31 protein-coding genes are annotated in these 24,422 nt (G+C 73.3%); 14 read left to right on the top strand and 17 right to left on the bottom strand.

From position 1 onward, the window contains the following. Nucleotides 1-41: 41 nt before the first annotated feature. The gene (locus tag IO30_RS0105395) at nt 42-878 is read right to left on the bottom strand and encodes a class I SAM-dependent methyltransferase (protein WP_031139795.1); all 837 of its coding nucleotides are present in this window, start codon (nt 876-878) and stop codon (nt 42-44) included. A 184-nt stretch (nt 879-1,062) separates the two neighbouring features. Here IO30_RS0105395 and IO30_RS0105400 point away from each other — a divergent pair, with 184 nt between their 5' ends. The 6 genes from IO30_RS0105400 to IO30_RS0105425 all read left to right on the top strand — a co-directional run bounded on the left by IO30_RS0105400 (nt 1,063) and on the right by IO30_RS0105425 (nt 5,488). Beyond that, the gene (locus IO30_RS0105400) at nt 1,063-1,566 is read left to right on the top strand and encodes a metallophosphoesterase family protein (protein WP_031139797.1); all 504 of its coding nucleotides are present in this window, start codon (nt 1,063-1,065) and stop codon (nt 1,564-1,566) included. 138 nt (nt 1,567-1,704) lie between these two features. After that, nucleotides 1,705-1,959 carry a DUF4404 family protein gene (locus IO30_RS0105405; RefSeq protein WP_031139799.1) on the top strand — a complete coding sequence of 85 codons (255 nt, stop codon included), beginning with the start codon at nt 1,705-1,707 and terminating at the stop codon, nt 1,957-1,959. Nucleotides 1,960-2,048: 89 nt separating this feature from the next. Beyond that, a complete protein-coding gene (locus IO30_RS0105410; protein ID WP_237403345.1) occupies nt 2,049-2,615 on the top strand; it encodes a hypothetical protein in 567 nt (188 codons plus the stop codon). A gap of 83 nt (nt 2,616-2,698) precedes the next feature. Beyond that, on the top strand, nt 2,699-3,433 hold the full coding sequence (locus IO30_RS0105415) for an ArsR/SmtB family transcription factor (protein WP_234321551.1): 735 nt from the start codon (nt 2,699-2,701) through the stop codon (nt 3,431-3,433). A 128-nt stretch (nt 3,434-3,561) separates the two neighbouring features. Next, nucleotides 3,562-4,503 carry a DMT family transporter gene (locus tag IO30_RS0105420; RefSeq protein WP_037893026.1) on the top strand — a complete coding sequence of 314 codons (942 nt, stop codon included), beginning with the start codon at nt 3,562-3,564 and terminating at the stop codon, nt 4,501-4,503. Nucleotides 4,504-4,558: 55 nt separating this feature from the next. Beyond that, the gene (locus IO30_RS0105425; protein WP_031139806.1) at nt 4,559-5,488 is read left to right on the top strand and encodes a 2-dehydropantoate 2-reductase; all 930 of its coding nucleotides are present in this window, start codon (nt 4,559-4,561) and stop codon (nt 5,486-5,488) included. Between the two features lie 37 nt (nt 5,489-5,525). On the opposite strand, the gene IO30_RS0105430 is transcribed toward IO30_RS0105425, so the two are convergent. The 3 genes from IO30_RS0105430 to IO30_RS0105440 all read right to left on the bottom strand — a co-directional run bounded on the left by IO30_RS0105430 (nt 5,526) and on the right by IO30_RS0105440 (nt 6,972). Beyond that, complete coding sequence (locus IO30_RS0105430) at nt 5,526-5,975, bottom strand: hypothetical protein (protein WP_051858961.1); 450 nt, start codon at nt 5,973-5,975, stop codon at nt 5,526-5,528. Between the two features lie 101 nt (nt 5,976-6,076). Further along, the gene (locus tag IO30_RS0105435) at nt 6,077-6,394 is read right to left on the bottom strand and encodes a hypothetical protein (protein ID WP_031139810.1); all 318 of its coding nucleotides are present in this window, start codon (nt 6,392-6,394) and stop codon (nt 6,077-6,079) included. Between the two features lie 50 nt (nt 6,395-6,444). Next, entirely contained in the window at nt 6,445-6,972 is a 528-nt protein-coding gene (locus IO30_RS0105440) for a tetratricopeptide repeat protein (protein ID WP_031139811.1), read from the bottom strand. Between the two features lie 286 nt (nt 6,973-7,258). Between IO30_RS0105440 and IO30_RS0105450 the strand changes: the two genes are divergently transcribed. After that, entirely contained in the window at nt 7,259-7,852 is a 594-nt protein-coding gene (locus tag IO30_RS0105450; protein ID WP_031139813.1) for a DinB family protein, read from the top strand. Between the two features lie 37 nt (nt 7,853-7,889). On the opposite strand, the gene IO30_RS0105455 is transcribed toward IO30_RS0105450, so the two are convergent. Together IO30_RS0105455 and IO30_RS0105460 are read right to left on the bottom strand one after the other, a co-directional pair. Beyond that, nucleotides 7,890-8,387 carry a GNAT family N-acetyltransferase gene (locus tag IO30_RS0105455; RefSeq protein WP_031139815.1) on the bottom strand — a complete coding sequence of 166 codons (498 nt, stop codon included), beginning with the start codon at nt 8,385-8,387 and terminating at the stop codon, nt 7,890-7,892. Nucleotides 8,388-8,480: 93 nt separating this feature from the next. After that, nucleotides 8,481-9,014: a hypothetical protein gene (locus tag IO30_RS0105460; RefSeq protein WP_157853107.1), complete on the bottom strand. Its 534-nt coding sequence runs from the start codon at nt 9,012-9,014 to the stop codon at nt 8,481-8,483. Between the two features lie 100 nt (nt 9,015-9,114). Between IO30_RS0105460 and IO30_RS0105465 the strand changes: the two genes are divergently transcribed. Continuing rightward, nucleotides 9,115-9,780 carry a maleylpyruvate isomerase N-terminal domain-containing protein gene (locus tag IO30_RS0105465; RefSeq protein WP_031139819.1) on the top strand — a complete coding sequence of 222 codons (666 nt, stop codon included), beginning with the start codon at nt 9,115-9,117 and terminating at the stop codon, nt 9,778-9,780. 59 nt (nt 9,781-9,839) lie between these two features. Here the strand turns inward: IO30_RS0105465 and IO30_RS0105470 are convergent, their stop codons facing one another. Both IO30_RS0105470 and IO30_RS45230 read right to left on the bottom strand, forming a co-directional pair. After that, the gene (locus tag IO30_RS0105470; RefSeq protein ID WP_031139821.1) at nt 9,840-10,292 is read right to left on the bottom strand and encodes a DUF7144 family membrane protein; all 453 of its coding nucleotides are present in this window, start codon (nt 10,290-10,292) and stop codon (nt 9,840-9,842) included. Between the two features lie 241 nt (nt 10,293-10,533). Beyond that, nucleotides 10,534-11,016, bottom strand: coding sequence for a hypothetical protein (locus IO30_RS45230; RefSeq protein ID WP_031139823.1), 483 nt, complete (start codon nt 11,014-11,016; stop codon nt 10,534-10,536). Nucleotides 11,017-11,286: 270 nt separating this feature from the next. Here IO30_RS45230 and IO30_RS0105480 point away from each other — a divergent pair, with 270 nt between their 5' ends. After that, complete coding sequence (locus IO30_RS0105480) at nt 11,287-11,826, top strand: EF-hand domain-containing protein (RefSeq protein ID WP_031139825.1); 540 nt, start codon at nt 11,287-11,289, stop codon at nt 11,824-11,826. Between the two features lie 73 nt (nt 11,827-11,899). On the opposite strand, the gene IO30_RS0105485 is transcribed toward IO30_RS0105480, so the two are convergent. The 4 genes from IO30_RS0105485 to IO30_RS0105500 form a co-directional block, all read right to left on the bottom strand. Then, on the bottom strand, nt 11,900-12,298 hold the full coding sequence (locus tag IO30_RS0105485; RefSeq protein WP_031139827.1) for a VOC family protein: 399 nt from the start codon (nt 12,296-12,298) through the stop codon (nt 11,900-11,902). After that, entirely contained in the window at nt 12,295-12,819 is a 525-nt protein-coding gene (locus IO30_RS0105490) for a cupin domain-containing protein (RefSeq protein WP_031139829.1), read from the bottom strand. The genes IO30_RS0105485 and IO30_RS0105490 overlap by 4 nt, the downstream gene beginning before the upstream one ends. Before the next feature lie 73 nt (nt 12,820-12,892). Then, nucleotides 12,893-14,113, bottom strand: coding sequence for a DUF418 domain-containing protein (locus IO30_RS0105495; protein ID WP_031139831.1), 1,221 nt, complete (start codon nt 14,111-14,113; stop codon nt 12,893-12,895). 170 nt (nt 14,114-14,283) lie between these two features. After that, nucleotides 14,284-14,637, bottom strand: coding sequence for a hypothetical protein (locus IO30_RS0105500; RefSeq protein ID WP_031139833.1), 354 nt, complete (start codon nt 14,635-14,637; stop codon nt 14,284-14,286). A 152-nt stretch (nt 14,638-14,789) separates the two neighbouring features. Between IO30_RS0105500 and IO30_RS0105505 the strand changes: the two genes are divergently transcribed. The 5 genes from IO30_RS0105505 (at nt 14,790) to IO30_RS0105525 (ending at nt 18,282) form a co-directional block, all read left to right on the top strand. Further along, the gene (locus tag IO30_RS0105505; RefSeq protein ID WP_031139834.1) at nt 14,790-15,344 is read left to right on the top strand and encodes a hypothetical protein; all 555 of its coding nucleotides are present in this window, start codon (nt 14,790-14,792) and stop codon (nt 15,342-15,344) included. 34 nt (nt 15,345-15,378) lie between these two features. After that, nucleotides 15,379-16,458 (top strand): DNA polymerase III subunit beta family protein, encoded by a 1,080-nt coding sequence (locus tag IO30_RS0105510; RefSeq protein WP_031139836.1) that lies wholly within the window; start codon nt 15,379-15,381, stop codon nt 16,456-16,458. 58 nt (nt 16,459-16,516) lie between these two features. Next, complete coding sequence (locus IO30_RS0105515) at nt 16,517-17,185, top strand: hypothetical protein (RefSeq protein ID WP_031139838.1); 669 nt, start codon at nt 16,517-16,519, stop codon at nt 17,183-17,185. 96 nt (nt 17,186-17,281) lie between these two features. After that, nucleotides 17,282-17,692, top strand: coding sequence for a hypothetical protein (locus IO30_RS0105520; RefSeq protein WP_051901915.1), 411 nt, complete (start codon nt 17,282-17,284; stop codon nt 17,690-17,692). Nucleotides 17,693-17,778: 86 nt separating this feature from the next. Continuing rightward, nucleotides 17,779-18,282 carry a DinB family protein gene (locus tag IO30_RS0105525; protein ID WP_031139841.1) on the top strand — a complete coding sequence of 168 codons (504 nt, stop codon included), beginning with the start codon at nt 17,779-17,781 and terminating at the stop codon, nt 18,280-18,282. Nucleotides 18,283-18,300: 18 nt separating this feature from the next. Here the strand turns inward: IO30_RS0105525 and IO30_RS0105530 are convergent, their stop codons facing one another. The 5 genes from IO30_RS0105530 to IO30_RS0105550 form a co-directional block, all read right to left on the bottom strand. After that, entirely contained in the window at nt 18,301-18,969 is a 669-nt protein-coding gene (locus IO30_RS0105530) for a hypothetical protein (protein ID WP_031139843.1), read from the bottom strand. A gap of 112 nt (nt 18,970-19,081) precedes the next feature. Then, complete coding sequence (locus IO30_RS47555; RefSeq protein WP_037893029.1) at nt 19,082-21,112, bottom strand: ThiF family adenylyltransferase; 2,031 nt, start codon at nt 21,110-21,112, stop codon at nt 19,082-19,084. Between the two features lie 63 nt (nt 21,113-21,175). Next, nucleotides 21,176-21,730: a hypothetical protein gene (locus tag IO30_RS0105540; protein ID WP_157853109.1), complete on the bottom strand. Its 555-nt coding sequence runs from the start codon at nt 21,728-21,730 to the stop codon at nt 21,176-21,178. Next, nucleotides 21,723-23,174 carry a serine/threonine-protein kinase gene (locus IO30_RS0105545; protein ID WP_031139849.1) on the bottom strand — a complete coding sequence of 484 codons (1,452 nt, stop codon included), beginning with the start codon at nt 23,172-23,174 and terminating at the stop codon, nt 21,723-21,725. Before IO30_RS0105545 ends, IO30_RS0105540 begins: the two co-directional genes overlap by 8 nt. A 188-nt stretch (nt 23,175-23,362) precedes the next feature. Beyond that, entirely contained in the window at nt 23,363-24,400 is a 1,038-nt protein-coding gene (locus tag IO30_RS0105550) for a saccharopine dehydrogenase NADP-binding domain-containing protein (protein ID WP_031139851.1), read from the bottom strand. Nucleotides 24,401-24,422 lie beyond the last annotated feature (22 nt).

Raw genomic sequence — 24,422 nt, forward strand, 5'->3', positions numbered from 1 at the left:
AAGTGCGGTCGAGGTCAAGCGATCTTGAGCGGCCGGCCACACTATGAGGAACGGGTGGCGGTGATCAGGTAGTAGTCCAGGATCTGCTGTTCCCAGGCGGCCAGGAAGTTGCGGGGCCAGGTGCCCGGTTCCCAGAGGCGGGCGAGCCAGCGGTCCCAGCCGGGCCACACCTGCGGGCCGATCGAGCTGGTCCTGACGTCCACGAGACCGGCCTCGGCGAAGGCGTCGGCGAGCCGGGACACGGGCCGGGCGATGTCCAGGCCGCTCGCGAACGAGTCCAGCAGTCCCGCGAGCCGCTCGGCGTGCGCGGCGGAGCCGTCGGCCGTGAAGAAGCTCGCGACCGCCACCCGCCCGCCGGGCCGCAGGACGCGCGCCGTCTCCCGGGCGAACGCCGACAGGTCCGGGAAGTGCTGGGCGGCCTCGACGCTGTACAGGCAGTCGAACTCCCCGTCGCCGAACGGCAGGCTCTCCGCGGCTCCCAGGACGAAGCGCAGCCGGTCCGGCTGCGCGCCGAGGAGCCCGGCGTTCGCCACCCGGGCCCGCTGGAGCTGCTGGGGATGGATGTCCACCCCGGTGATCACCGTCGGCCCGTACTCCTCCAGTGCGAGGGCGCACCCGAGACCGAGACCGCAGCCGATCTCCACGGCGCGGCCGCCCCCCGGCCCGGCCGCGTCGAGGACGTGCCGGTACAGGTCCTGCTCGCTGCGGACCCGGTCGCCCTGCGACAGCGGCCGTTCGAGGTCGACGGACTGCCAGTAGCCGAAGTTGATGAACCCTCCGGCGAACACCGGCACCGCGCTGAGATCGGCTGGTCCGTACGTCTCCCACACCTCGGGCCGTACGACCGGAACGGACTGCTCTGCAGGCTCGTCAGACAACGCCCCACCACCTCCGCTTGCACCAGGAAGCATGCTGACCCGACGTCACCAGTGTGGCCTGCGCGGGCCCGTCACGACAGATGGCCCGCCCAGCGGCCCCGCATCGGGTACGGGTCCGCGTCCCACCGGTGCGACACGGGGTGGGACGGCGCGGAACCGGTGCGCGGCGCCTACGGTGAGACGCATGCGGCTGCTGCTGACCTCCGACACGCACGTGCCCGCCCGCGCCGCGCGCCTGCCGGAAGCCCTGCTGGCGGCCGTCGACGAGGCCGACGCGGTGATCCACGCCGGGGACTGGACCGACGAAGCCACCCTCGACCTGCTGGAGTCGAGGTCGCGCCGCCTGATCGGCGTGTACGGCAACAACGACGGGCCCGCCCTGCGCCGCAGGCTGCCCGAGGTGGCCCGCGCCGAACTCGGCGGCCTGCGCTTCGCGGTCGTCCACGAGACCGGCCCGGCCGCCGGGCGGGAACGGCGCTGCGCCACGCGGTTTCCCGAGGTGGACGTGCTGGTGTTCGGCCACAGTCACATCCCGTGGGACTCCACGGCTCCGGGCGGGCTGCGCCTGCTCAATCCCGGGTCGCCGACCGACCGGCGGCGCCAGCCCCACCACACCTTCCTGACGCTGACCGTCGAGGACGGCGTGCTGCTGCGGACCACCCTGCACCGGCTGCCGCCGAGGCCCTGAGGCGACGGCTCCGCACCGCCGTGCGTACGAGGCACGCGTACGGACCGCGCGTACGGACCTGGGAACGGGGCAGGTGGCCCGTATCCGCCACGAGGGACCGGCCCTGGGGTACCGGCGGCGAGCTACCGAGGAGATGCGGTGTCGGACCACACGACGGACGAGCAACTGGAAGCCCTGCGCGCACAGCTGCGGACGACCGGGCCGGGCCTCTCCCCGCAGGAACGCGAACACCTGGGGTCCCTGCTGGACCGGCTGGAGGCGGACCGCGCCGCGCCCGACCCCGGTGCGGCGGAGTCGCTGAACCACGCCGCCGAACGGTTCGAGGTGCACCACCCCGCCCTGTCCGCGGCCCTGCGCAACATCGCCGTCAGCCTGGCCAACATCGGCATCTGAGCCCCCGCGGGGTGAAGGGCGGCGGGATCACCCGCGACGCCGCCGCCCGCTGCCGCCGATTCCCGGGCCCGCCTCACTAGGGTGACGCCATGGGCCACGAGGACACCGCGGACACCGGACCGGCCGCGTCCGGGCCCGAGCGGGGCGATGCCACGGCCGCCGCGCCCGGCCAGGACGTGCAGGCCGCCACCGACCGGCTGAAGGAACGGCTGTACGCAACCATCACCATGATCTCCGTGGTGATCGGCCTGGCCGTCTCGGAGCACGCCGACGCCCCCGGGGCCGCTGCGACGGTGGTGACCGCCGCCGTCGGTCTGTGGCTGGCGACGCTCGTCGCGGACCAGCAGGCCCACCGCGTGGTCCACGGCCGGGTCGCTTCCGGCCGCGTGCTGCGCCGCATGCTGTGGGTCAGCAGCCCGCTGCTGCTGTCCGCCGTGGGCCCGCTGGTCCTGATCGGCTCGGCCGCCCTGGGCGTGATGGAGCTGACGACCGCCCTGTACGCGGCGGCCGGGGTGAGCGTCACCAGCCTGTTCGGCTGGGGCTGGTACGGCGGAGTCCGCATGGGCAGCGGCTGGGCCGTCGCCGTGCTGGCCGGCCTCCTCGACGCCGCGATCGGCCTGGCCGTCGCCGTGGTCAAGGCGGCCGCAGGGCACTGAACGGCCCGTCGGCGCCGGAGACAGCTGGGCGGGGGCCCCGCAACCATTCGCCGCTCGCCGAAGTCATGAGGCATTCTGGAGGCATGAACGAGTTGCATTCCGGTATGCCTGCGGACGGACTCGCCCCTGCCGCGCGCCTCGCCGCCTTCGCCTCGGCCCTGGCCGACGAGACGCGGGCCGCCATCTGCATGACGCTGCTGGAGGGGCGCGCCTGGACCGCGGGCGAGCTGGCCCGGATCACCGCGGTCGCACCGTCCACCGTCAGCGGGCACCTGTCCCGGCTGATCGAGGCGGGGCTGTGCGTGACCGAGCGGCAAGGCCGCCACAGTTACGTACGGATCGCCGACGCCGCGACGGCGCGGCTCGTCGACGAACTGGCCTCGTACGCGATCCCGGACCGGGACGCCGCGCACGCGGTGCCCGTGGTCGCCGCGCCGGACCCGCTGGTGCGCGCCCGCACCTGCTACGACCACTTCGCGGGGCGGCTGGGCATGGCGGTGACCGATGCGATGGAGCGGCGCGGACTGCTGCGCACCGAGGACGTGTTCGACCTGACGGAGGCCGGCCGGGCCTGGTGTGCCGAGGCCGGCATCAGCCTCGTCCAGGAGGGACGCAGGCCGCTGGCGAGTTCCTGCCTGGACTGGACGGAGCGGCGGCGCCATCTGGGAGGCGTCTCCGGGGCCCGGCTGTGCGCGCGGGCGCTGGACGAGGAGTGGGTGGTACGGCCTGCCGGGGGCGGGCGGGCACTGGAGGTCACGCCGGCCGGCGAACGGGCCTTCGGGGAGTTGCTGGGGATCACCGCGGATGCGTGGCGTTAGGGCGTCTCTGAGGAGACGTGGGGGCAGGGCGGAGGCCGGGCCGCGGCCGGACGGAGGCCGCCATCCGTACCGGCCCCCGCGAAAAATACTTCGGTGACTGCCGAAGTGTTCTGCCGTAGGGTGACCCCATGACGTTCCGCTCGAGTCTCCTCCCGCCCGGCGTCCTCACCGTCGGCGCCGTCTCCTTCACGGTGTTCGCCTGGGCGTCCGCCTTCGTCTCCATCCGCAGCGCGGGAGCCGCCTATTCACCCGGGGCCCTGGCCCTCGGCCGGTTGCTGGCCGCCTCGGTGGTGCTCGCCGTCCTGCTCCTGGTCCGGCGCCAGGGGCTGCCGCCCCGTGCGGCCTGGCGCGGGATCCTGATCTCCGGCGTGGTCTGGTTCGGCGGCTACACCGTCGCCCTGAACTGGGGCGAACGTCTCGTCGACGCGGGCACGGCCTCCCTGCTCGTGAACACCGGCCCGATCCTCATGGCGCTCCTCGCGGCCCGGCTGCTCGGCGAGGCCCTGCCGCCGCGGCTGCTGGCGGGGATGGGCGTCTCCTTCGTCGGAGCCGTGGTCGTGGGCCTGTCCATGTCCTCGGGTGACGGCGGCAGCACCTCTCTGCTGGGGGTCGCGCTCTGCCTGCTCGCGGCGGTGGCCTACGCGACCGGGGTCATCGCTCAGAAGCCCGCGCTCTCCTTCGGCAACCCGCTGCAGATCACCGCCTACAGCTGCCTGACCGGAGCCGTGGTGTGCCTCCCCTTCGCGGGACAGCTGGCCTCCGAACTTCCGAAGGCGCCCCTGTCCGCGACGCTGAACATGGTCTACCTGGGCGTGGTGCCGACCGCCCTCGCCTTCACCACCTGGACCTACGCCCTGGCCCGGATGCCCGTCGGCCGGCTGGGCGCGACGACCTATGCCGTCCCCGCCATCGTCGTCCTGATGAGCTGGGCCTTCCTGGGCGAGGTGCCCGCCTGGCTGACGCTGCTCGGCGGCGTGCTCTGCCTGGCCGGAGTGGCCGTGTCCCGGTACCGCCCGCGCTCCGCCCGCACTCCGGCCGACGACACCCCGTCGCCCGCGGGCCGGACATGATCCGGACGTCCTGCCGTCCGCGGAACACGCCCCCTCCCACGAAAGGCAACCCCTCATGAGGATCCTCACGGTCGGCGCCGGCGCCGTCGGCGGCTTCTTCGGCGCCCGTCTCGCGCAGGCGGGCCATGACGTCTCCTTCCTGGTCCGGCCGGCCCGCGCCAAGGCCCTGGCCGCCCGGGGCCTGCGCGTGGAGGGTCAGGGCGAGAGCCTGCACATCACGCCGGACCTGGTCACGTCCGACGCCCCGGACGGGCCGTACGACCTGGTCCTGCTGTCGGTCAAGGCGACCGCCCTGCACGCGGCGGTGGCCGACGTCGAGGCCGCCGTCGGCCCGGACACCGCCGTCGTGCCCCTGCTCAACGGGATCGCCCATCTCGACGTGCTCGTCGGCCGGTTCGGGGCGGGGGCGGTCCTCGGCGGGGTCGCGAAGGTGGTCACCACCCTGAACGAGGAGGGTGACGTCCTGCGCATGGCCCCGCCCGCGGTCATCCTGACCGGTGAGACCGACGGGCGTCCTTCGGCCCGCGTGGAAGCGATCCGTACGGCCCTGGCCGGCGCGGGCATCGACTCACCGGCGACCGAGGACATCGTGGCGGCCATGTGGCACAAGTGGGTGTTCATCTCCACCCTGGTCGCCCTGACCTGCCTGATGCGCGGCACCGTGGGTGAGGTCAACGCCGTCCCGGGCGGGGCGGCCCTCGGGCCGTCCCTGCTCGCCGAGGCCGCCGCGGTGGCTGCGGCCGCCGGTCACCCGGTGCCCGAGGCCGACCTGGCCTTCACCACGGCGACCGTCACGGCCTCCGGCTCCCCGCTCACGCCGTCCCTCTACCGCGACCTCGCCGCCGGAGCGCCCACGGAGGCCGACCACGTCCTGACCGACCTCACCCTCCGCGCCCGCGCGCTGGGCGTGGCCACTCCGCTGCTGGACCTCGCCGCCCTCCACCTGCGCGTCCACGAGCACCGGCTGGCCGCGGGACGCCCGTAGGCCTGCCGCGCGCAGGCGGTCCGTGGCCGCGGGCCGCCTACGCGCCGGACGGTACCCGCCTCAGGCGCGTGACCTCGTCCTCCCGGCCTTCCGTGCCTTCCCGGATGGCCTCGGCCCGGTCCATCGGGGCCCAGCCCGCGCCGTTCTCCGCATTGACCTCGTCGCGGGGGTCCCGGAGGCCGTAGTGCCGGAACAGCTGGGCCTCCTGCGCCACGGAGAGCACGCTCCCGCACTCCACCGCGGCGCAGGGGGCCTCCTCGATCAGCGCCACGGGGTAGGGCACCACCAGGCGTTCGCCGATCAGTTCCGCGTGGCGCAGGGGGATGAAGACCCCGCCCAGGCCGGAGGCGCGGTCGACGATGCGGACCCATTCGGGCCTTCCGGTGGTGTCGTCCACCAGTACGTACTCCACGGCCCCGATGTGCAGGCCGCGTTCCGTGGAGGCCCCGAACCCGGCCAGTTCCGACAACTGCTCCTGAGTGATCACTGCGGCTCCTCGCTCTCGGTGTCTTCGCCGTCCCGGCCCGGCTACCCACGCTCCGCCGCCCGAAAAGGGGGCGCCCCGGTCGGCCGTGCCGGGGAGCGGTGTCAGCCGGTGCTGTCGATCCCGGTGACGATCGCCGGTCCCAGCGGCGCGTCCTGCTCCGAGAGGCCCGATTCCTTCAGGGCCGTGGCCACGAGGCCCAGAGCCGCGTCCTGCGCTCCCGCGCGATCCGCGGCCTCCACCTCCAGGCGGAGGCAGAACGTGCCGTCCTCGTTGACGGAGAGCAGGTCCAGTTCCTCCACCTCGCCCAGGTCCGAGCGTGCGGGGTCCTGGGGGCGCAGCCTGCGCGCCAACTCGGCGCGGGTGGCGGCCGGGACCTCGTGGACGAAGGTGCCGGGTACGGTGATGACGTAGGCGGTCACAGGTGGTTCCTCCTTCGGATCGCGCGCGCGGAAGGCCGCGCGCGCACGTGTCAGACCGTTTCGTCCAGGTCCCCGGCGTAGTGCTCGATCGCCCGGCGGTACCGGCCGATGCCCGGGTCCCCGCTGGTGGCGGCGAGGAGCTTCAGCAGGAGCTCCATGGATTCGTGGTGGTGGCCGGTGTTGAACAGGGCCATCGAGAGGAAGGTCTGCAGGGCTCCGTCCCCGGGGAACTCGCCGAGGCCGAGCCGCAGGGTGCTGACCGCCTTCTCGTACTGCCCGAGCACGCGGTAGGTGCTTCCGAGGCCGAGCAACGCGTCGCGGCGGTCCTGCGGTGACAGGCCGCCGCGGAGGCTGGACTCGTAGAAGGGGACGGCCTCGGCTTCCAGGCCGAGCACGTCGTGGACCCACGCGGTCTGGTAGGCCACCTCTGCGTCCTCGGGCCGGTCGGCCGCGAGGGCGAGCAGTCGGTGCCGGGCCTGCTCGTGGTGTCCTTGCTCGCGCAGGCGGACGGCTTCGGCCAGGCGCGCGTCCCGGGAATCGTCCGCGGCCTCTCGGGGTTCTCGTACGGGTCCGCTCATGGGTCCATGATCCCAGACCTCGGGCGTTTCAGTCCTTGGCCAGGTCGAGGATCAGGACGAGGAGCGCCGCTCCCATCACCACCAGGTGGAACCATGCCGGGGCCGCCAGCACGCCCGCTCCGTCCGACCAGTTCACGATGGAGCCCTCCGTTCTCGGGGACCGGGCCTGCGGCTCGTCCGCGGCCTCACGGCGCGCCTGCCCCGAATCGGGGCCACGACACGCACCGGGGCCGGCGGCCTTGCGCGGGGACGGCGGCTGTCCGTGCCCGGTGGCAGACTGGCCGGCATGATCGAATCGGAACAGAAGGCGGATCTGCTGCGCTATTTGCAGGACGCGCGCGACGCCTTGTTGTGGAAGCTGGACGGGCTCTCGGAGTACGACGTCCGCCGTCCCCACACGCCCACGGGCACGAACCTGCTGGGGCTCGTCAAACACGTCGCCGGTGTGGAGCTGGGGTACTTCGGCAGCACCTTCGGACGGCCGTTCTTCGACGAGCCGCCGTCCTGGTTCGCACCTGACGCCGAACCGAACGCGGACATGTGGGCCACGGCGGACGAGTCGCGGGAGCAGATAGTCGGGCTGTACCGCCAGGCGTGGCTCCACACGGACGACGCCGTCGCCGCGCTCCCGCTCGGCGCGACCGGCCATGTCCCGTGGTGGCCGGAAGGACAGCGGGAGGTGACGCTGCACCACGTGCTGGTCCGGGTGATCGCCGACACCCACCGGCACGCCGGTCACGCCGACCTCATACGGGAGCTCGTGGACGGCGCCGTGGGGATGCGGAAGGACAACTCCAGCATCCCGCCGGAGGATCAGGCCTGGTGGGAGGAGTACCGGGGCCGACTGGAGCGCGTGGCGCGGGCAGCCCAGCAGGGCTGACCCACCGCTGACACCGCCGGGGGCAGCGGGGGCGGCTTCAGAGGGGGCGTTCGTACTCGACCTGGGTGAGGGGGTTCCCGTCGCCGAAGTCGTGGGGACGCGTGGCGCCGGCCTCCGTGAACCCCGACTTGTCGTAGAAGCGCCGGGACTGGGGAGTGTCGCGCAAGGTCCAGAGGTGGACGCGGGAGAAGCCTTCGTCGCGCAGTCCGGTCAGCGTCCGCGCCATGAGCGCGGCCGCGATGCCGCTCCCCCACCCGTCGGGATGGCCGAAGAAGCTGCAGATCTCGGCGAGGCCGGGGCGGGTCGCCGAGGGGAGGGACCAGGACATGGCCAGGGGTCTGCCGTCGCGTTCGGCGAGCAGGATCGTCCCCTCCCCTTCCACGAGCCGCGCGTGCCAGCGGGTCCGTCTGCTCCGTACGGCGGGCCCGGCGAACCCCGGTGCGAAGAAGGGTGCGTAGACCGCTTCCCAGGCTGCGGCGTGGATCTCCCCGAGTGCGTCCCCGTCGGACGGGGCGGCGCGTCGAACCTCGATCATCCCGCCAACCTACCTGGATGCCCGTCACGGCGCGGGGAGTTCGGCGGGACGCACGCCCTCGGCGCCGACGGCCGTCCGGTGCGCTCCGAGCCCTCAGCAGTCCATGCGCGACCCGTCGGGCGAGGCCTCGGCGGAGAGCACGAACCAGGTGCGGGGGGCGGAGCCGGTCGGCTCGGGGCCCGGGTCCACCTGGTAGAACTCGCGGAGCTCCGCGGGTGACTCGAAGATGACCCTGACGCTCGGCCGGTCCGGGGATTCGAAGCAGGGGGCCGGGATCCGGCCCTGCGGCGCCGGCCCCACCCTCGGCCCCGGGTGCCAGCCCGCCGCCGCCATCTCCCGTACGTAGTACGCCACCACCTCCACCTCGCTCCCGTCGTACACGTAGAGCCGGTCCGCGGTCAGCCAGGCGTCCCCGCTGTCGTCGGTGCAGGTGGCTCCGTCTGCCGCGCCGCCGTCGACGGGCGTGGCCCCCGGTGGGTGCAGTTCCAGCGCCGGCAGCTCATCGAGCTCCGCCACCGCTGGCCCGGTGCCCTTGCAGGAGGTGAACGGGGAGAGGAAGGCGCATCCGCTCAGTGCGGACCCGACGAGCACGGTCGCGAGCAGCAGCCGCAATCCAATCATGTTCATGGCGGAATTATGACCTCCGGGCCGAGCGCCGGGAACCGATGCTGCGCGCAACCCGTTCCGTGTGCTGGCCGGCGCTCGGGCCCCGGACTAACGTGCCGGTGTGGACCTCTTCTCACGCGCATGGACAGCCCTGCTCGCGGCGGTCGCCGAGCTCCCGGACGAGGACTTCGCACGGCCGTCGGGATGCACCGGCTGGCTCGTACGGGACCTGGTGTGCCACCTGGTCATCGACGCGCAGGACGTCCTGATCACCCTGGCCACCCCCGCCGACGGCGAACCCACCCGCGATGCGATGACCTACTGGAACGTCACCGGGACCGCACCGGCCGGTGACGACCCCCTCGACGCGCTGACCGTCCGGCTGGCCGCCGCGTACCAGGAGCCGTGGCTGCTGAAGTTCCACCTCGACGACGTCGGCTCCGCCGCCGGGCGGGCCGCCGCACTCGCCGATCCGGGCCTGCGCGTCGGTACCCGCGACGAGGTACTCACCGCAGCGGACTACCTGTCCGCCTACGTCCTGGAGTGGACCCTGCACCATCTCGACCTGGTCATGCACCTCCCGCACGCGGCAGGGCCGCCCGCGCAAGGGCTCGCCCGGTCGCGGGAGATGCTGGAACGGATCGCCGGGGCCGCGTTCCCCGCAGCGTTCACCGACGAGGACGCCCTGCTGGTCGGCACCGGACGGCGCGCTCCGACCGCGGCTGAGACGGCCTCCCTGGACGCGCGGGGCACACTGGCCGCGCGGCTCCCGCTCGTCCTCGGCTGACCGGCCGCGGCGAACGCAACGGAGCCGCCCCTGGCACGGGGCGGCTCCGTTGCGTCGCGTCAGGCGGTACGGGTCCCGGACCGGGAGCCGTCGGTGCACAGGGCCCAGATGACGAACAGGCCGACGGCGATCGAGATGATGGCCCAGAACGGCGTGTAGGGCAGCCACATGAAGTTCAGGATGACGCTGATGGCCGCCAGCGCCACGCCCATCGCGCGGGCCCACAGGGCGCCCTTGAGGAGCCCGGCACCGACGATGATCAGGACGATGCCGAGGACGAGGAGAATCCAGCCCCAGGCCGTCACGTCGAACTTGAACACGTAGGCGCCCTGACGGGCGTAGACGTCGTCCTCGGCGATGCCGACGATCCCCTTGATCACGTTGAGGACGCCGTCGACGAGCAGGAGGACGGCGGCGAACAGCGTTCCGCCGGCCGCCCAGGGGTTCTCGCCGCTGTCGTAGGACCGGCCGCGGGCCGGATTGGGAGGTTGGGGCGTCGTCTGCTGGGTCACGGTGGCTCCTTGGCCTGAGGGAACGCCGGTTCAGGCGCAAGCCCAGCGTCGGTGCGGGACCGGGCAAGGGAAACCGGACGGGGGCCGTTCGGGTGAATTCCCCCGTGGCGGCCCGCTCGGGGTGGCGGCCGACGACCCGGCCTTCTTCCCCACCTGCGCGCCCTTCCCCGCCGTCACCCCTTGCACCCGGCCCCCGCACCCCAGCCGCAGCCCGTGACGCGGTGCGGGGGCCGGGCCGCGCTCAGTAGCGGAGCGCCGTACCGGTCTCCGCGGTGACCGTGCCGGACAGCTTGTGGGTGCTGCGCGCGGTCCCCTGACCGGTGCCGTTCCCGGGTACGTCCGCGATCGTCACCACCACCACGTCGAGCAGGTTGCCGCCCGCGTCCTTCATGTTGACCTGCACCGCGAAGGACTTCTGCGCCCCGTCCGTGTTCCGCACGGTGACCGGGACGGTCGCGTACCCGTCCCCGTCCGTGGCGGGAGCACCCAGCGTGACCTCGTCCTTCGCGTTCACACCGTCCTTGACCGCGCCGAGCTCGCTCTTCGCGGCCGCCGCGGCCGATTCCAGGGCCTTCGGCGCCTCGGCCGCCGCGGAGGACACAGCGGACGCCGCCTTCGACACCGCCGCGCCCGGTTCCCCGTCCCCCGAGCACCCCGTCGCGCCGAACGTCAGCCCCGCCACCAGGGCCACACCGGCCAGGCTTCGCATCCGCCCGTTCGTCATCACGCCTCCACGTCTTCGTCCCGACCATTGCGTCCGCACAAGTCAAATCACTCACTTCCCGCTTGCCGGTATCACCGGGCACGGCATCCGGGTGACGGGTTCGGAACGGTCCGGGCGGCGCCGCCCGCAGGAGGGCGCGACCGCCGTCGGCCTCTTCATGGCTCTCGGCCGATTCCGATCCGACGGGATCCGTCCATCACCTATGGTAATCACCTGATCGCCAGAGGTAGTTGTGTGTGGTCGACGGTACGACGCGAGAGAGGGCCAACCATGGCCAGCTTGTTCAAGCAGCGCAAGATCCGGGGAATGTTCGCCGCGTTCGACGTGAACGGCGACGGGTACCTGCAACGGGACGACTTCGAGGCCCTGGCCGTCCGCTGGGGCCGACTGCCGGGAGTGGAACCGGAGACGGAACTGCGCGCCCGGGTGGAGGCAGTCGTCATGGGCTGGTGGGAAGAGCTCCTGGCGGCGGCCGATGCCGACAACAACGGCAAGGTCGACATCGACGAACTGTTCGCCGTCGTGGACCGGCTGCCCGCCATGCGCGAGGCCGTGACCGCCACCGCCGACACCCTCTTCGACGCCGTCGACGAGAACGGTGACGGCCGGATCTCGCGCACCGAGCACCGCCGCCTCATCGAGACCTGGCACGGCCGGAGCATCGACACCGACGAGGTCTTCGAACTCCTCGACCTCGACGGGGACGGCCACCTCAGCCGGCCCGAATTCGCCACGCTGTGGTCCCAGTTCTGGCTCAGCGACGACCCCGCGGAGCCCGGCAACCTCGTCTGCGGACGCATCCCGGACTAGGTCGCCCCTGCCGCGGACGGGGCGGCTCGTGGCTGTGCTCGGCGGCATCGGGACGACGCCGCCGAGCCGCTGCTCAGGCCCAGGTGCGGGAGCAGAGCACCAGGCGGTAGCCGTCCGGGTCGGTGATCGTCACGCCCCACTCGTCCCAGTAGGGGTTGTGCGACGGCACACGGGTACCGCCCGCCGCCACCAGACGGTCGATCAGGGACTCCTCCGGCGGCTTGCCGAGGTAGAGGACGAACAGGTCGTCCGCCGTCGGTACCGGCTCCACCGGTCGTTCCGGGTCGCGCGTCAATTCGAAGTGCCAGGCACCGTCGGCGGGGCCGACCATCAGCAGGTCGTGCTTGCCGCGGACGCGCTCGGCCGAACGCCACACCACGGTCAGGCCGAGGCCTTCCACATAGAAGCGTTCGGCGGCGGCGAGGTCCCGGGAGGGCCGGGCCACCCGGACGTGGACGGTGGAGTCGATCACGCGTTCGCCGCCAGGGCGGCACGCCAGACGGGGCTGTCCACGTAGTGGTTGTCGAAGCGCTCCGCCGACTCGGCGATCTCCTTCGGGTCGGCTTCTCCGCGCATCACGCGGCCGAGCAGACGCAGGTAGTCGAAGCGGCCCATGCCCGGCGTGAACACGAACAGGACGTCCGCCTCGCAGCCGGGTGCCGCGGCGAACGCGTGCGGGGTGTGGGGCGGCACCGCCAGGAAGTCTCCCGCCTCCAGGACGGTGACCTCCTCGTCCACCAGCACCTGGAGGGAACCGCTGATCACGAAGAACAGCTCCGTCGCCTTGGTGTGGAAGTGCGCGGGTGCGCCGACGGCCCCCTTCGCGAAGGTGGACCGGTAGCTGGTGATGCCGTCGGCCGTGCTGTCCGAGTCGGTGAGCAGCGTCATCACGCTGCTGGGGTCGGCGCAGGTCTCGGCTTCGGCGTGCCGGGTCAGCACCGGCTTGAACGGCGGGGCGGACGGGAGCGCTGCGGGGTTCTCTTCCTGGGGCATGGCTCCAGATTATGATCTTGAATGCCGTCCCGACCATCCCTTTTCCGGGGCTCGCCGGGGCCGGTGCGAGAGGTCACACCGCGGCGTCCCGGCGGTCCCCGCCGCGCGGGAGCCCGGCCAGGGTCACGGCCCGCAGGAACCACTCCACCGGCCCGTACCGGTGGCGGGCCATCAGCCGTGCGCTGACGGCGAGCTGGACGGCGTACAGCACGAGGGCGCCCAGTACGACGTCGCCCGGCCCGAGGCGGTCGTAGAGGGCGAATCCGTACGCGGTGAAGACGAGGGCCATGACCAGGGACTGGCTGAGGTAGTTCGTCAGGGCCATCCGGCCGGCGGGGGCCAGGAGTGCCGTCACCCGTGCGCCGCGGGCGGTGTCCAGGAAGAGGAGCATCCCGCAGACGTACGCGGCGGTGAGGGCCGGTGCGGTGACCATCCCCACCAGCTGCCCGAACAGTGCCCACCGCGGCCCGAGCGGACCGCTGACGGCCAGCGCCATGAACACACTGCCGGGCAGACCCGTGGCGGTGCCGAGGAGGCAGATGCGGCGCATGCGTGCGCGGTGGCGTCCCGTGTCGGCGAGGAGGCGCAGCTTGCCGCAGTGGAGCCCCACCAGGAAGGCCGGCAGGACGAAGCCGCCCATCACCAGTGCGGACAGCAGCGCATCGGGCAGCTGGCCGATGTTGGCCGCCACCACGGACGCGGCGTCGCCCCGGTATCCGGCGATCAGGGCGGGGAAGGAGGCCGCGAGCTCGGCGTCGGCCGCGGCGGTCTCGGCGTCCGGCATCAGCAGGGAGAACGTCCCCAGGAGCAGCAGCGGTACGGCCGCGCAGCCGTACACGATCCGGGCGGCGCGCAGTGCGGCGCCGGGCGAGCAGTTGCGCGCGGCGATCAGTACCAGGCCGAACAGGGCGTACGTCACGAGGATGTCCCCGACGTACAGCAGGACGGCGTGCAGGATCCCGAGCACGAGCAGGCCGAGCGTGCGGCGCAGGTGCCGGGGCACGGCGCGGGCTCCGTCGCTCGCGGCCGAGGTCAGCTGGAGGGTGAAGCTGTAGCCGAAGAGGAACGAGAACAGCAGGTAGAACTTGCCGACGGCGAAGGTCTGGACGAGGCCCTCGACGATCCGGTCGGAGACGGAGGCGGTGAGGTCGTCGACGACGCCGAGTGCGTGAGGTCCGGCCATCATCAGCGCGTTGACCAGCAGGATGCCCGCGAGCGCGAAGCCGCGCAGCGCGTCGAGCTCCGGTATCCGTGTCGGCCGTTCCTGTCGTGTGTGCGCAGCCGTTACGGACACTGCTCCCCCAAGCGGTCGTGGGCGTTCGGTGCTTCCGCCGCTGGTCATACGGCCGAAGGCCCTGGCGGGCACGCGGCGGCCAGCCTAGTCGAACGGGGTGTGCGGACCGGTGGCCAGGTGTTGGCGCGGTCGCCGGTCCGCACGCCCGGAGTCACCCCGCGGCGGGCACCTCAGCGGAACTCGTGCACCACCTGGATCTCGCCGACGATGTGGGCATTGAACTCGTCCAGCTCCTCCGCCGGAACCCACAGCTCGAGGATCGTCCGTCCTCCGGCCTGCTGGACGGGGTACCGGCTCAGGAAGTCCGTCTCGACCTCGAACCGGGTGACGAAGCCGACCCCGCTGTGCTTCACGTTCCAGTCCCTCGCGATCCTGATCGCGTAGTCCTCGTTGAGGACCGGGTAGAAGATCGGCTGCTCGGGGAGCCGGGGCGGCCATGCGCGCCAGTCCGCCGCGCGGACGAGGGCCAGCTCCTCGGGTCCGGTGGGGCGCCACAGGGTCGTCGTCGCTCGCCGGCTGGTCATGGGGGGCACTCTCTTCTGAACGCGGCGGGAGCCGCCGCTAAGGCTGGTACGCGACCGGAACTTACCGGCACCGCCCACCCGTCGGCCACGCGATTTTCCGTACCCGTCCGGCCTTCCCTCCCCGTGACCAGCGGCTGGGCGGCACGTCTAGGGTGGTCGGCGTGAACGGGGCGAGGTGGGGCCATCGGTACGTGGGGCCGTCCGCACTGCTGGCGCTCGTCGGGCCGGGGGCCGAGGGACGGAGCGTCCGCTCGGCGGCGGACCTCGACGACGTGGCCTCGGCGACGGGGGCCGCGGAGCCGGCCGAACCCTTCACCTTCGTCGTCGACCTCGCCGGGGTGCTGCGGCTCGCGCCGCGCCGGAGCGAGCACGTGGTGTGCGCCGGCGGTGAACCCGTGTTGGCTGCCGGGGAGATGGGCTTGCGCAGGGAGGCCGGGCGGTGGGTGGTCGACGAGGTGAGCAACCAGTCGACCGGCTACTGCCCGGACGTCGCCTCGTGGCCGGCCGTCGCGGATGCGCTCGACTCGGCCGGGATCGGGCACCCCGGCGGATTCACGCACGAGGTGGTGTTCCGCCGCTGTCCCGGCTGCGGCCAGGTGAACATCGTCCGGGAGCAGCACTTCTTCTGCGTGTTCTGCGACGGGGCGCTGCCGCGCGAATGGAACGTCGACGGGACGCGCCCGGGAGGGGCCGGAGCCGGGCGTTGACCTTCCAGCTGCTTGAAAGCCGACAATCGCAGGCATGGACGACACCGACGCGCTGATGAGCATCGGCGCCTTCGCCCGCCGGGTGGGCCTGGCGCCGAGCGCACTGCGGTTCTACGACGACTGCGACGTACTGCGCCCGGCGCACGTGGACGAAGGGACCGGGTACCGCTACTACTCCCCCGGCCAGGAGGCCCGTGCCGTCCTGGTCCGGCGGCTCCGCGAGGCGGGGATGCCGCTCACCGAGGCCTCGGTGGTTCTCGACGGCACCGCCGAGGAAGCCCGTGCGCTGCTGGAGGGCCATGCCCGCAGGGCCCGTGAGACGGCCGCGTCGGCCCAGTCGGCCGTCGAGGACGTCCTCCGCGGCCTCGCGGGGGCCCGCCGGACGGCGGTGCGGCTCGGGGGCCCGGAGCTGGCCAGTGCCGTACGGCAGGTCGCCCCGGCCGCGGCCGGGGGCCCCGCGCGGGGCGAGTACCCCGTACTCGGCTGCGTGCTGATCGAACTCGACTGCCAGGAAGTGCGGTTGGTGGCCACGGACCGCTACCGCCTCGCGGTGCGCGCGCTGCGTCCCGCTTCCTTCGAGGGCCACCCCTGTCACGTCCTGGTCGAGGCCGCGGAGCTGAAGGAGGCGGTGTCCTGGGCCGTGCGGCAGCCGGACCTCTCCATCGAGGTGGACGGGCGCGGCGTACGCCTGCTCGGCGAGGGCTCGGAGCGCGAACTCCCCTCCGTCGACGGGACGTTCCCCGACTACCGGGCCGTCCTGGACAGCCCGTCGGCCGCCCTGCACCGGGTCCTCACGGACCGCGCCGCGCTGCGCGCAGCCGCCGCGGACCCGGACCACGACGGGCCGCTCGTGCTGCACAGCGAGGAGCACCACCTCGGCGTCACCTCCCGCGGACGGGCCACGGCCCGGCTGGCCGCCGTGTGCACGGGCGGGCCCGTACGCATCGCCTTCGACCCGGCGGTGCTCCTCGCGGCGCTCGACGCGGGGGTGGGCCCCGACGTGCTGCTGGACATCTCGTCGCCGGCCCAGCCGGTGGTCGTCCGCTCCGCGGACCAGGGCAGTTTCACCACCTTGGTCATGCCGGTCCAGGAGGCCCCGGCCGCCGACGCGTGACCTTCCCCGTCCCGCACCACCCGTACCACCCGTACCGACCGTATCGAGAGGGAGACCGATGGATCCCGACAACCCCGTCGTCAGGCTGTGTTCCCAGGGCATGCAGGCCGAGGCCGAAGACCGGGCCGCCGATGCCCGCGACCTGTTCGCACGGGCGTGGGAGGCCGCCTCCGACGACTACGAGGCGTGCGTCGCCGCCCACTACCTCGCGCGGCACCAGCCGACGCCCGAGCAGACCCTGCACTGGAACCGCGTGTGCCTGGACCGTGCGGACCTGGTCGGGGACGACCGGGTCACCGGCTTCTACGCGTCCTTGCACCTCAACACCGCCAAGGCGTACGGGGACCTGGACGACCCGGACCGGGCGCGCGAGCACTTCGTCCTCGCGGCCGCCCACGTCGGCGGGGTGCCGCCGGGCCCGTACGCGGACTGGCTGCGGACGGCCGTCGCCGAGGGGCTGCGCTCCGGCGGGCAGACGCGGCAGCGGCCCGCCGACGCGCTGCTGACCTCGCTGCTCGGCCGGTTCTGCGCACGCGGCGACCTCAAGGCCCTGGGCCTGGTCCTGCCCGCCTACCTGACGGACCTCGGCACGGAGGACGACCGGGTGCGGCTCGCCACGGCCCTGCACATGCTCCACGCCGCCCGCGGGCTGCCGCAGGACGAGCAGCAGGTCCTCGGTGAGGTGATCTCCGCGCTGAACGGCGCGGGGACCGTCGCGGCCGCCTGACCAGGGGAACGGCTCCCGGACCACGGGCAGGACGTCCCGCCCGGCCGGTTACGGGCTGTGGCAGGATGCCGTCCATGTCGTACCTCCGAAGGGCCCGTGCCGCGTAGGAGACCGGCCTCGCTCCGCCCCCGGGGACGCGGCCGGGGAAGCCCCTGGATCCGGTACCGGGACGTCCCGGGTCTGTCAGGGGCGGCGAACGCGGCCGTCCGCGCGCTCGAACGGGAGCGGCTGGCCCCGGGGATCGTCGCGGTGGCGCTGAGCGTGTGGTCCGTCCGCGTTCACGGCACCCGGCGCCGGTGGCGGCCCTGGGAGGCCGAGTTCAGCTGTCCCTGCTGCGGTGAGGGCTGGGCCAGGGACACCCTGCAGGAGGCCCTCACCCTGCTGCCTTCGACAGCCGCCGCCCAACTCCGGGCGCGGACCGAGCTCCTGGACGCGGTGCTGCTCCGGCGGACCCACCACGAGCCCACGGCCGATCCGGGGCTGGCGTGGTGGCACCGCAGGTGCTGACCTGCCGACCCCGTGCCGGCATCCGGTGCCGTCCGCCCCGCGGACCCGGGTGGTCCTCCGGCGCACGCGCTTGCGATCATCGTCCGATGTCCGATGACCTGCGCACCCATCCCTCGAAGGTGGCCGGCGACCGTGCGTCGCTCACCACGTTCCTCGACTACCAGCGGGCCACCCTGGCCGTGAAGTGCCGGGACCTGACCGCCGAACAGCTGAAGCGGAGGGCGGTCCCGACCTCGGGCCTGTCCCTCCTCGGTCTCGTGCGCCACGCCGCCGAGGTCGAGCGCAGCTGGTTCCTGCTGGTGCTGGGCCGCGAGCCGGTCACGCCGCTCTGGCCTGCGGCCGACGGCGTCGACGGCGCGTTCCACGTGGACGGCGCCGACGTGGACGAGGCGTTCCGGCTGTGGCACGAGGCCTGCGAGAGCTCCCGCGCCGTCACCAACTCCTACGCGTCCCTGGACGAGGCAGTGGAGTTCCGGGGCGAGAGCATCTCGCTGCGCTACGTCCTGACGCACATGATCGAGGAGTACGCGCGGCACAACGGCCATGCCGACTTCCTGCGCGAGGCCGTCGACGGCTCCGTGGGCGAGTAGCCGGCGAGGGCGGACGGCCTATTCGCGCACTCTGATCCAGTACAGGAACGAGCCGCTGAGCAGCAGCAACAGGGCGGTCAGGGGCCATTCGCGGAGCAGTACGGGGCCGCTGGCGAAGGCCGCGGCGAGGCCGTAGAGGCTGACGGTCCGGCCCAGCAGGCTCTGGAGCCCCTCCGGGGGCCTGGTCGCGCGGACGAGGAGCAGCAGCAGGACGGCGCAGGCCGGGAACAGCCACGGGTGGTCCCGGCCGGGGCCCTGGAACAGGACGAAGTCCCGGATCTCGTAGAAGTTCTCCACGCCCGCCTGCCGTACGGCCAGTTCGCGGGGGTAGCGCCAGTTGACGGCCAGTTCCGCGGACTTGCGGAACGGCAGCTGCCAGCCGGTGAGGACGAGGACCTGCCACAGGACGAGGACCAGGGCGCCGGCCTGCCCGACCCCCGCCCAGGGGCCCAGGCCCGCCCGGGAGCGGGGGGCGAGGGGCTGCCTGGCGGGCGTGGAAGCGGCCGCCGGGCGGGCGGGGACCGTCGGGCGTGCCGGGGGCGGCGGGGAGGCGGCAGGAGGAGGGGAGGGCGGCCGTTTCTGCTGGGGAGGCACGGGCCCGGCACCCTGCGCAGCGGTCCCGGTCCGGCCGTCCCTGAGCCGGGCCTCACGGGCCCGGCGCATCGCCTCGGTGGTGTCGTCGGCCATGGTGTCCTGCGCCCCGTCCTTTCCTGTCCTGTCCGTCCCGGTGCCCGCCCTGCCCCGCCTTGCCCCGCCTTGCCCCGGGTGCCCTGGCCCGCCGGGGTTCGGCGGTGCCGGTTCAGCGGTGCCGGCCGCCGCCGCCCGCGCTCCCGTGGCGTTCCCGCTGGCGTTCCGCGTAGGCCTTCTTCTGACGTTGCGTGAGCTCCGCGTCGCCGCCCTGGGCCTGGAACTCCCGCGGGTCGCTGCGCAGCGAGGGGTCCCCGCAGACGGGGCAGTCGGGGCGCCTCCCCGTGCGGAGCCAGATGCTCTGGAAGGCGTGCTGCCCCGGTACCTCTCCGAGGATCCTGGGGAAGAACCAGTGATCGGGCTCCATCGCGAACAGCGCCAGCGAGAGGTCCTTGCGCAGGGGGGTGGTCAGGAATCCGCCGATCCGTTCCGGGCCTCCCGTCGGGTGCAGCAGGGCCAGTGCGATCTTGGCCGCGGCGGCGGTGAGGTGGTGGATGTCCGTGAGCAGGCCCGGCACGGCATACATCCGGCCCGTGCCGTAGTCCGTGCGCGGCTGGTGTCCCAGCTCGCCGAGGGATTCGCGCACCCCGCCCGTGGCGCAGGACCAGCAAGGGGACCCGGGGGTACTGAAGACCACTTCGCCGCCGGCCGCGCCCTCGTAGAGTCCGACGAAGACGGCGGGCCGGCCGACGAAGTACGCGAGGTGGTTGAAGCGCTGCTGGGCGTGGTTGTCGTCGGTCGCCGCGATGACCAGCTGGGAGTCGGCGATCCGCTGCTGCCAGGTGTGGTTGTCCAGGGCGGCGACGTCGACCTTCAGGACGGTGACCTTCAGCCGCCGGTTGATCCTGCGCAGGCGGCGGGCGGTGGCCTTGGCCTTGTTGCGGCCGATGTCCCGGGCGTCGAACATCGAGCGGCCCAGGTTGGCGGGTTCGACGCGGTCCGGGTCGACGAGGGTGATCCGTCCGACGCCGGAGCGTACGAGGACCTCGGCGAGGTAGCTGCCGACCGAGCCGACGCCCACGACGAGGACGTGGCTGTCCGCGAGCGCGGGCGACAGCAGCCCCGCGGTGCGGGCGAACAGCCCGGCGCGCACCGCCCTGCTCCGGCCGATGCCGGTCCGCATGGTGATCCGCCGGAGCCGTCCCGGTGGCTTGTCGGCGGGGCGGGCCTGCGCAGCGGAGGAGACCGCGTCCGGTCCGGTGGCGGGTCCCGGGCCCGGGCCGCGGGGCGGAACGGCGGTGGGTTCGGGCGAGGGCGCCGGGGCTGCCGGTACGGGGGTGGGCGGGGCCGTGCGCGAGCCGGGCAGGTGGGCCGTGCCCGCGACCGGGCCCGGGCCCGGGCCGCCGACCGGGCCGGGCGCCTGGCCCATGGCCGGGCCGGAGCCCCGTAGCGTCCCGTGCAGCGCCTCCCGGAGCCGGTCCCCCTCGGGCACCCGGTGGTCCCAGGGCAACTCGCTGATGAGCAGCTCCGGATGGGGTCCGTCCGCTCCGGCCTCCTCCAGCAGCAGGGGCGCCGTCACGGGGAAGTCGGGGGTGGCGAAGAGGTACCGCCGGGCGCCGGACCGGCCCCGCGGCAGGGGGACCCGTACCCCGGCCACCCCGGCGATCACGCAGGTCAGGGGCTGGTCGTGGGACCAGGAGACGCCGGCCTGCCGCACGGCCGCGGCGAGCGGGACGACGACCGGGCGCATCTGCTGCAGCTGCACCCCGCGGGCCGTCCACATGGCGCCGAAGAACGACACCCGGGCGGTCTCGGTGAAGAGCTCGTGCCGTTCGCGCGGCGTGGTGACGTCGTGCGTGACGATCGGTGCGATGTAGCGCCCGAGGTCCGGGACGGACTCCAGGGTGCGGCCGTACTCGTGGTGGTCCTGCCGGGACGGGTGCGGCATGTCCATGGGGTGCGAGTGGACGATGCCCTTGAAGCGGACCGCGCCGGCGGCCTCCAGCCGGCCGATCTCGTCGAGCAGCCACGAGGTGTTGCTGTACTCCACCCGTGTGACGCGGGCGCGGGCGTCGTGCACGAACGCGGTCACGACGTCCCGGCCGCGCAGCCCGAGCAGGGCGCCGCCCTGCTCGGGCACGGTCCGCCCGATGTCCTTCCCCACCTGCTCGATCACGTAGTCGAAGACATGGACGGGCAGCACGGCATCGGTCCCTTCCGGGTTCGGTCTTCCGGCTTGTGGCTTGTGACGGGCGGCGGGCGGCTTCTACTGCTGGCTGTTGAACGGGAAGGGCCGGCCCATCCGTACGAAGTCCACGCCCAGGGCCCAGGCGGCCGAGCGGGCGTAGGCGTCCTGGAGGGTGGGCTGGCCCGAACCGGAGCGCTCGGACAGGCAGATGAGCCCGCTGGTGTAGAGGTGGACCCCGTGCTCGTCGTGGCTGGGGAGGGACTCCAGCTCGGGCTCGATGAGCCGCACCTGGTACTCGGTGCCGTTGAAGTGGGCGCACATCACGTAGGTGTTCTCGAACATGGTGGTGATCTCGTACACCCAGCCTTCGGCGCCGGGCGCGTCCTCGTAGTACGTGTTGGCGGGCAGCTTCGTCCGCGCGATCTCGTGTTCGCGGGCGAGGCGGGCCGCCGTGCTCTGGGCGGCGAAGGTGCTCTGCGGGACTCTCGACAGGGGGGCGTCCTCCTCCCCGCCGGTGCCGAGGCGGACCTTGCCCTCCCGGTCTACGTACACCTCCTGCTGACCTGCGGTCTTCTTCGACTGGCTGGCGAAGAAGCTGTCCCGGATCGCGTTGAGGTCGTACATGTCAGCCATGGTCTTCATCCCTCCCCTGTGGATGGTGGCGGTGCTGGTGGATCAGTTCGCCCAGCCGGACGGTCTCCGGATGATCGGCTCCGTACGCCGTCCGGTGGTCGGCGTACAGGGCTTCGAACTCGGCGGCCGCGAGCTGCTCCTCCCCTGCGGCGGCCAGCCAGTGGGCCATGTCGTAGCGGATCTCCGACATCCGCGGGTCGGTGGCGGCCAGGACTCCGGAGACGGCGGTACGCAGTTCCAGCAGGTGCTGCGCGGCCGGCGCCGGGTGCCCGTCCTCGCCGAGGTAGCGGGCGAGGTTGAGGGCGGCCAGCCGGGCCAGCTCGTCGTCGGCGCCGAGCACCTGACGGGCCCGGGCGGCCATGGGAGCGAGCAGCGCGGCGGCCGCCGCGGGCTGGTCGGCCCGGGCGAGGGCCTGCGCCAGGTGCAGGACGACGAGCCAGCCCCCGCGGTGGTCGGCGGGCAGGACCCGGGAGGCGTGGTCGAGCACCTCGGCGAGCCGCCGGACCCGCTCGGCGGGTTCCGCCGTCCCTTCGAGGGCGGCGTTGCACAAGGCCTCCACCTCCGCGGCCGGGTCGGCCGGGGGCCCCGGCGGCGGTCCGGGGGGCGGGGGGCCCGCGCCGACGACCACGGTGGGCGCCGGGGTGGCCGCCGCGCCGAGCGCGCGGAGCAGCGCGGCCATCTCCCGGGCGTCGGCCGGCCGCCTGCCGGGGTCCTTGGCGAGGAGCTGGGCGAGCAGGACGTCCACCGAGGGCTGCACTTCCGGGCGCAGCGCGCGGACGGAGGGGACCGGGGCGTAGCAGTGGTCCCTGGCCAGGTCGCCGTAGTCGCCGGTGGCGGTGTAGGGCTGGCGGCCGGTGAGCATCTCGAAGAGGACGCAGCCGACGGAGTAGAGGTCTGTGGCCGGGGTGACGGGCTTCAGGAGGAAGCGCTCGGGCGCCATGTACTCGGGTGTGCCGAGGAGTTGGCCGTATCCGGTGACGCCGGCCGCGTGGCCGAGCTCGCCGACCGCGGTGTAGGAACGGGCGATCCCGAAGTCCAGCAGGATCAGCCGTCCGTCGCCGGGTACGCCGCTGACCATGACGTTGCCGGGTTTCACGTCCCGGTGGACGAGGTGCTGGGCGTGTACGGGGACCAGTGCGTCGCACAGTTCGGCCGCCCAGTGCAGGGCGTGTGCCACGGGTAACCGGTGCCCCTTGGGGACTGCGGCGCGCAGGGTGCGGCCGTCGATGAACTGGGTGATCAGGTAGAGGTGCCAGAGCCCGTCTATGCGGGCCTCGTCCACGTCGTGGATGCGGACGATGCGCGGGTCGTCGATTCCGGCCAGGATCTTGGCCTCGCGCAGGAACCGGCGGGCCGGATGGCTGCCGCGGCCGGGGACCTGAAGGAACTTGGCCACGACCGGACGGTTCAGTCGCAGGTCTTTGGCCTTCCAGACTTCAGCCATGCCTCCCGGGAAATGCTCGATCAGCTCGTACCGGTCAAGTACAAGGCGCCCCTTGGGCGCAGGGTTCGACCCCCGCATCGCCGCCATGGCTCAAGAGTGGCACTTGACCGTTCACTGATCGACCACATTGGTGAAATTCCTCGGGTGGTGATGTGGGGACGGCCGAGCGGCCTCCGGCCGGTGTGGACTCAGGCCCCGTGGGGCAGTTCGAGGGTCAGGTGGGCGGAGAGGGCTCGGAGGAAGGCGGGGGCGTCGAAGGCCGCTCCGGCCGAGGCCACGCCCACCGCCCCGGTCCGTCCGGTGAGGATCTGGTGGACCGCCTCCACCGCGAGCGGCGCGCTGACGGCGTAGATGTCCTGGCCGCGGGCGACGGCACGCCGCTGCGTGTCGCCGGAGCGGACGACGACGTCGACGAGGAACGTCTGGCCGGAGCGTCCGCGCGCGTCGACCGCGGTGGGGGCCGGTGTGTCCGCCGACGCCAGGTCACGGGCGGCCTCGACGGTCATGTAGGTGCGTACCTCGGGGATGGCCAGGTGGCTGGGGACGGTGACCACGTCGGCCATGGTGAAGTCCCCGATCACCGCCCGGGACCCCAGGGGTTCGGGGAAGGACCAGTCGGTGGTGGGCGGGGCGTCGTCCCGGTACTCCAGCCGGCCGCCGGTGTAGCGGATGCGCCGGCCGCCCCTGCGTTCCCGGGAGACCGTGCCCGCGGTGCGGGTGCCGGGCGTGGGGTGCCAGCTGTTCAGCCCGTAGGCGATGTGCGCCTCGTCGGCGGTGGTCCAGTCGCCCATCGCCGCGGTGACCAGGAGGTCGCCGAGGCCGCCGTAGAAGGCCATGGCGGGGATCACCGCGGTGCCGGCGGCGCGGGCCCGGTCCGCGAAGTGCGCGAACGTGTCGAGGTTGGCCTCGATCTCGGCCGCCACGTCCACGTACGGGATCCCCGCGCGCAGGGCCGCCTCGATCACCGGGGCGGCGGTGGCGGCGAAGGGTCCGGCGCAGTTGATCACGGCGGCCGCTCCGGCCAGTGCGCGGTCGAGCGAGGCCGGGTCGTCGGCCGAGGCGGTCCGGGCCTCCAGCCCCGGACGGGACTGCGCGAACGCCGCCAGCTTGCCCGCGTCGCGCCCGGACAGCAGCGGGACGAAGCCCCGGTCCGCCAGCTCCGCCACCACGAACCGCCCCGTGTGTCCGTAGGCACCGAACACCACAACCGACTGACCCGCACCCATGACTTCTCCCCGTCGCCCTCGA

Source organism: Streptomyces xanthophaeus, from assembly GCF_000725805.1.
Lineage (GTDB): Bacteria > Actinomycetota > Actinomycetes > Streptomycetales > Streptomycetaceae > Streptomyces > Streptomyces xanthophaeus.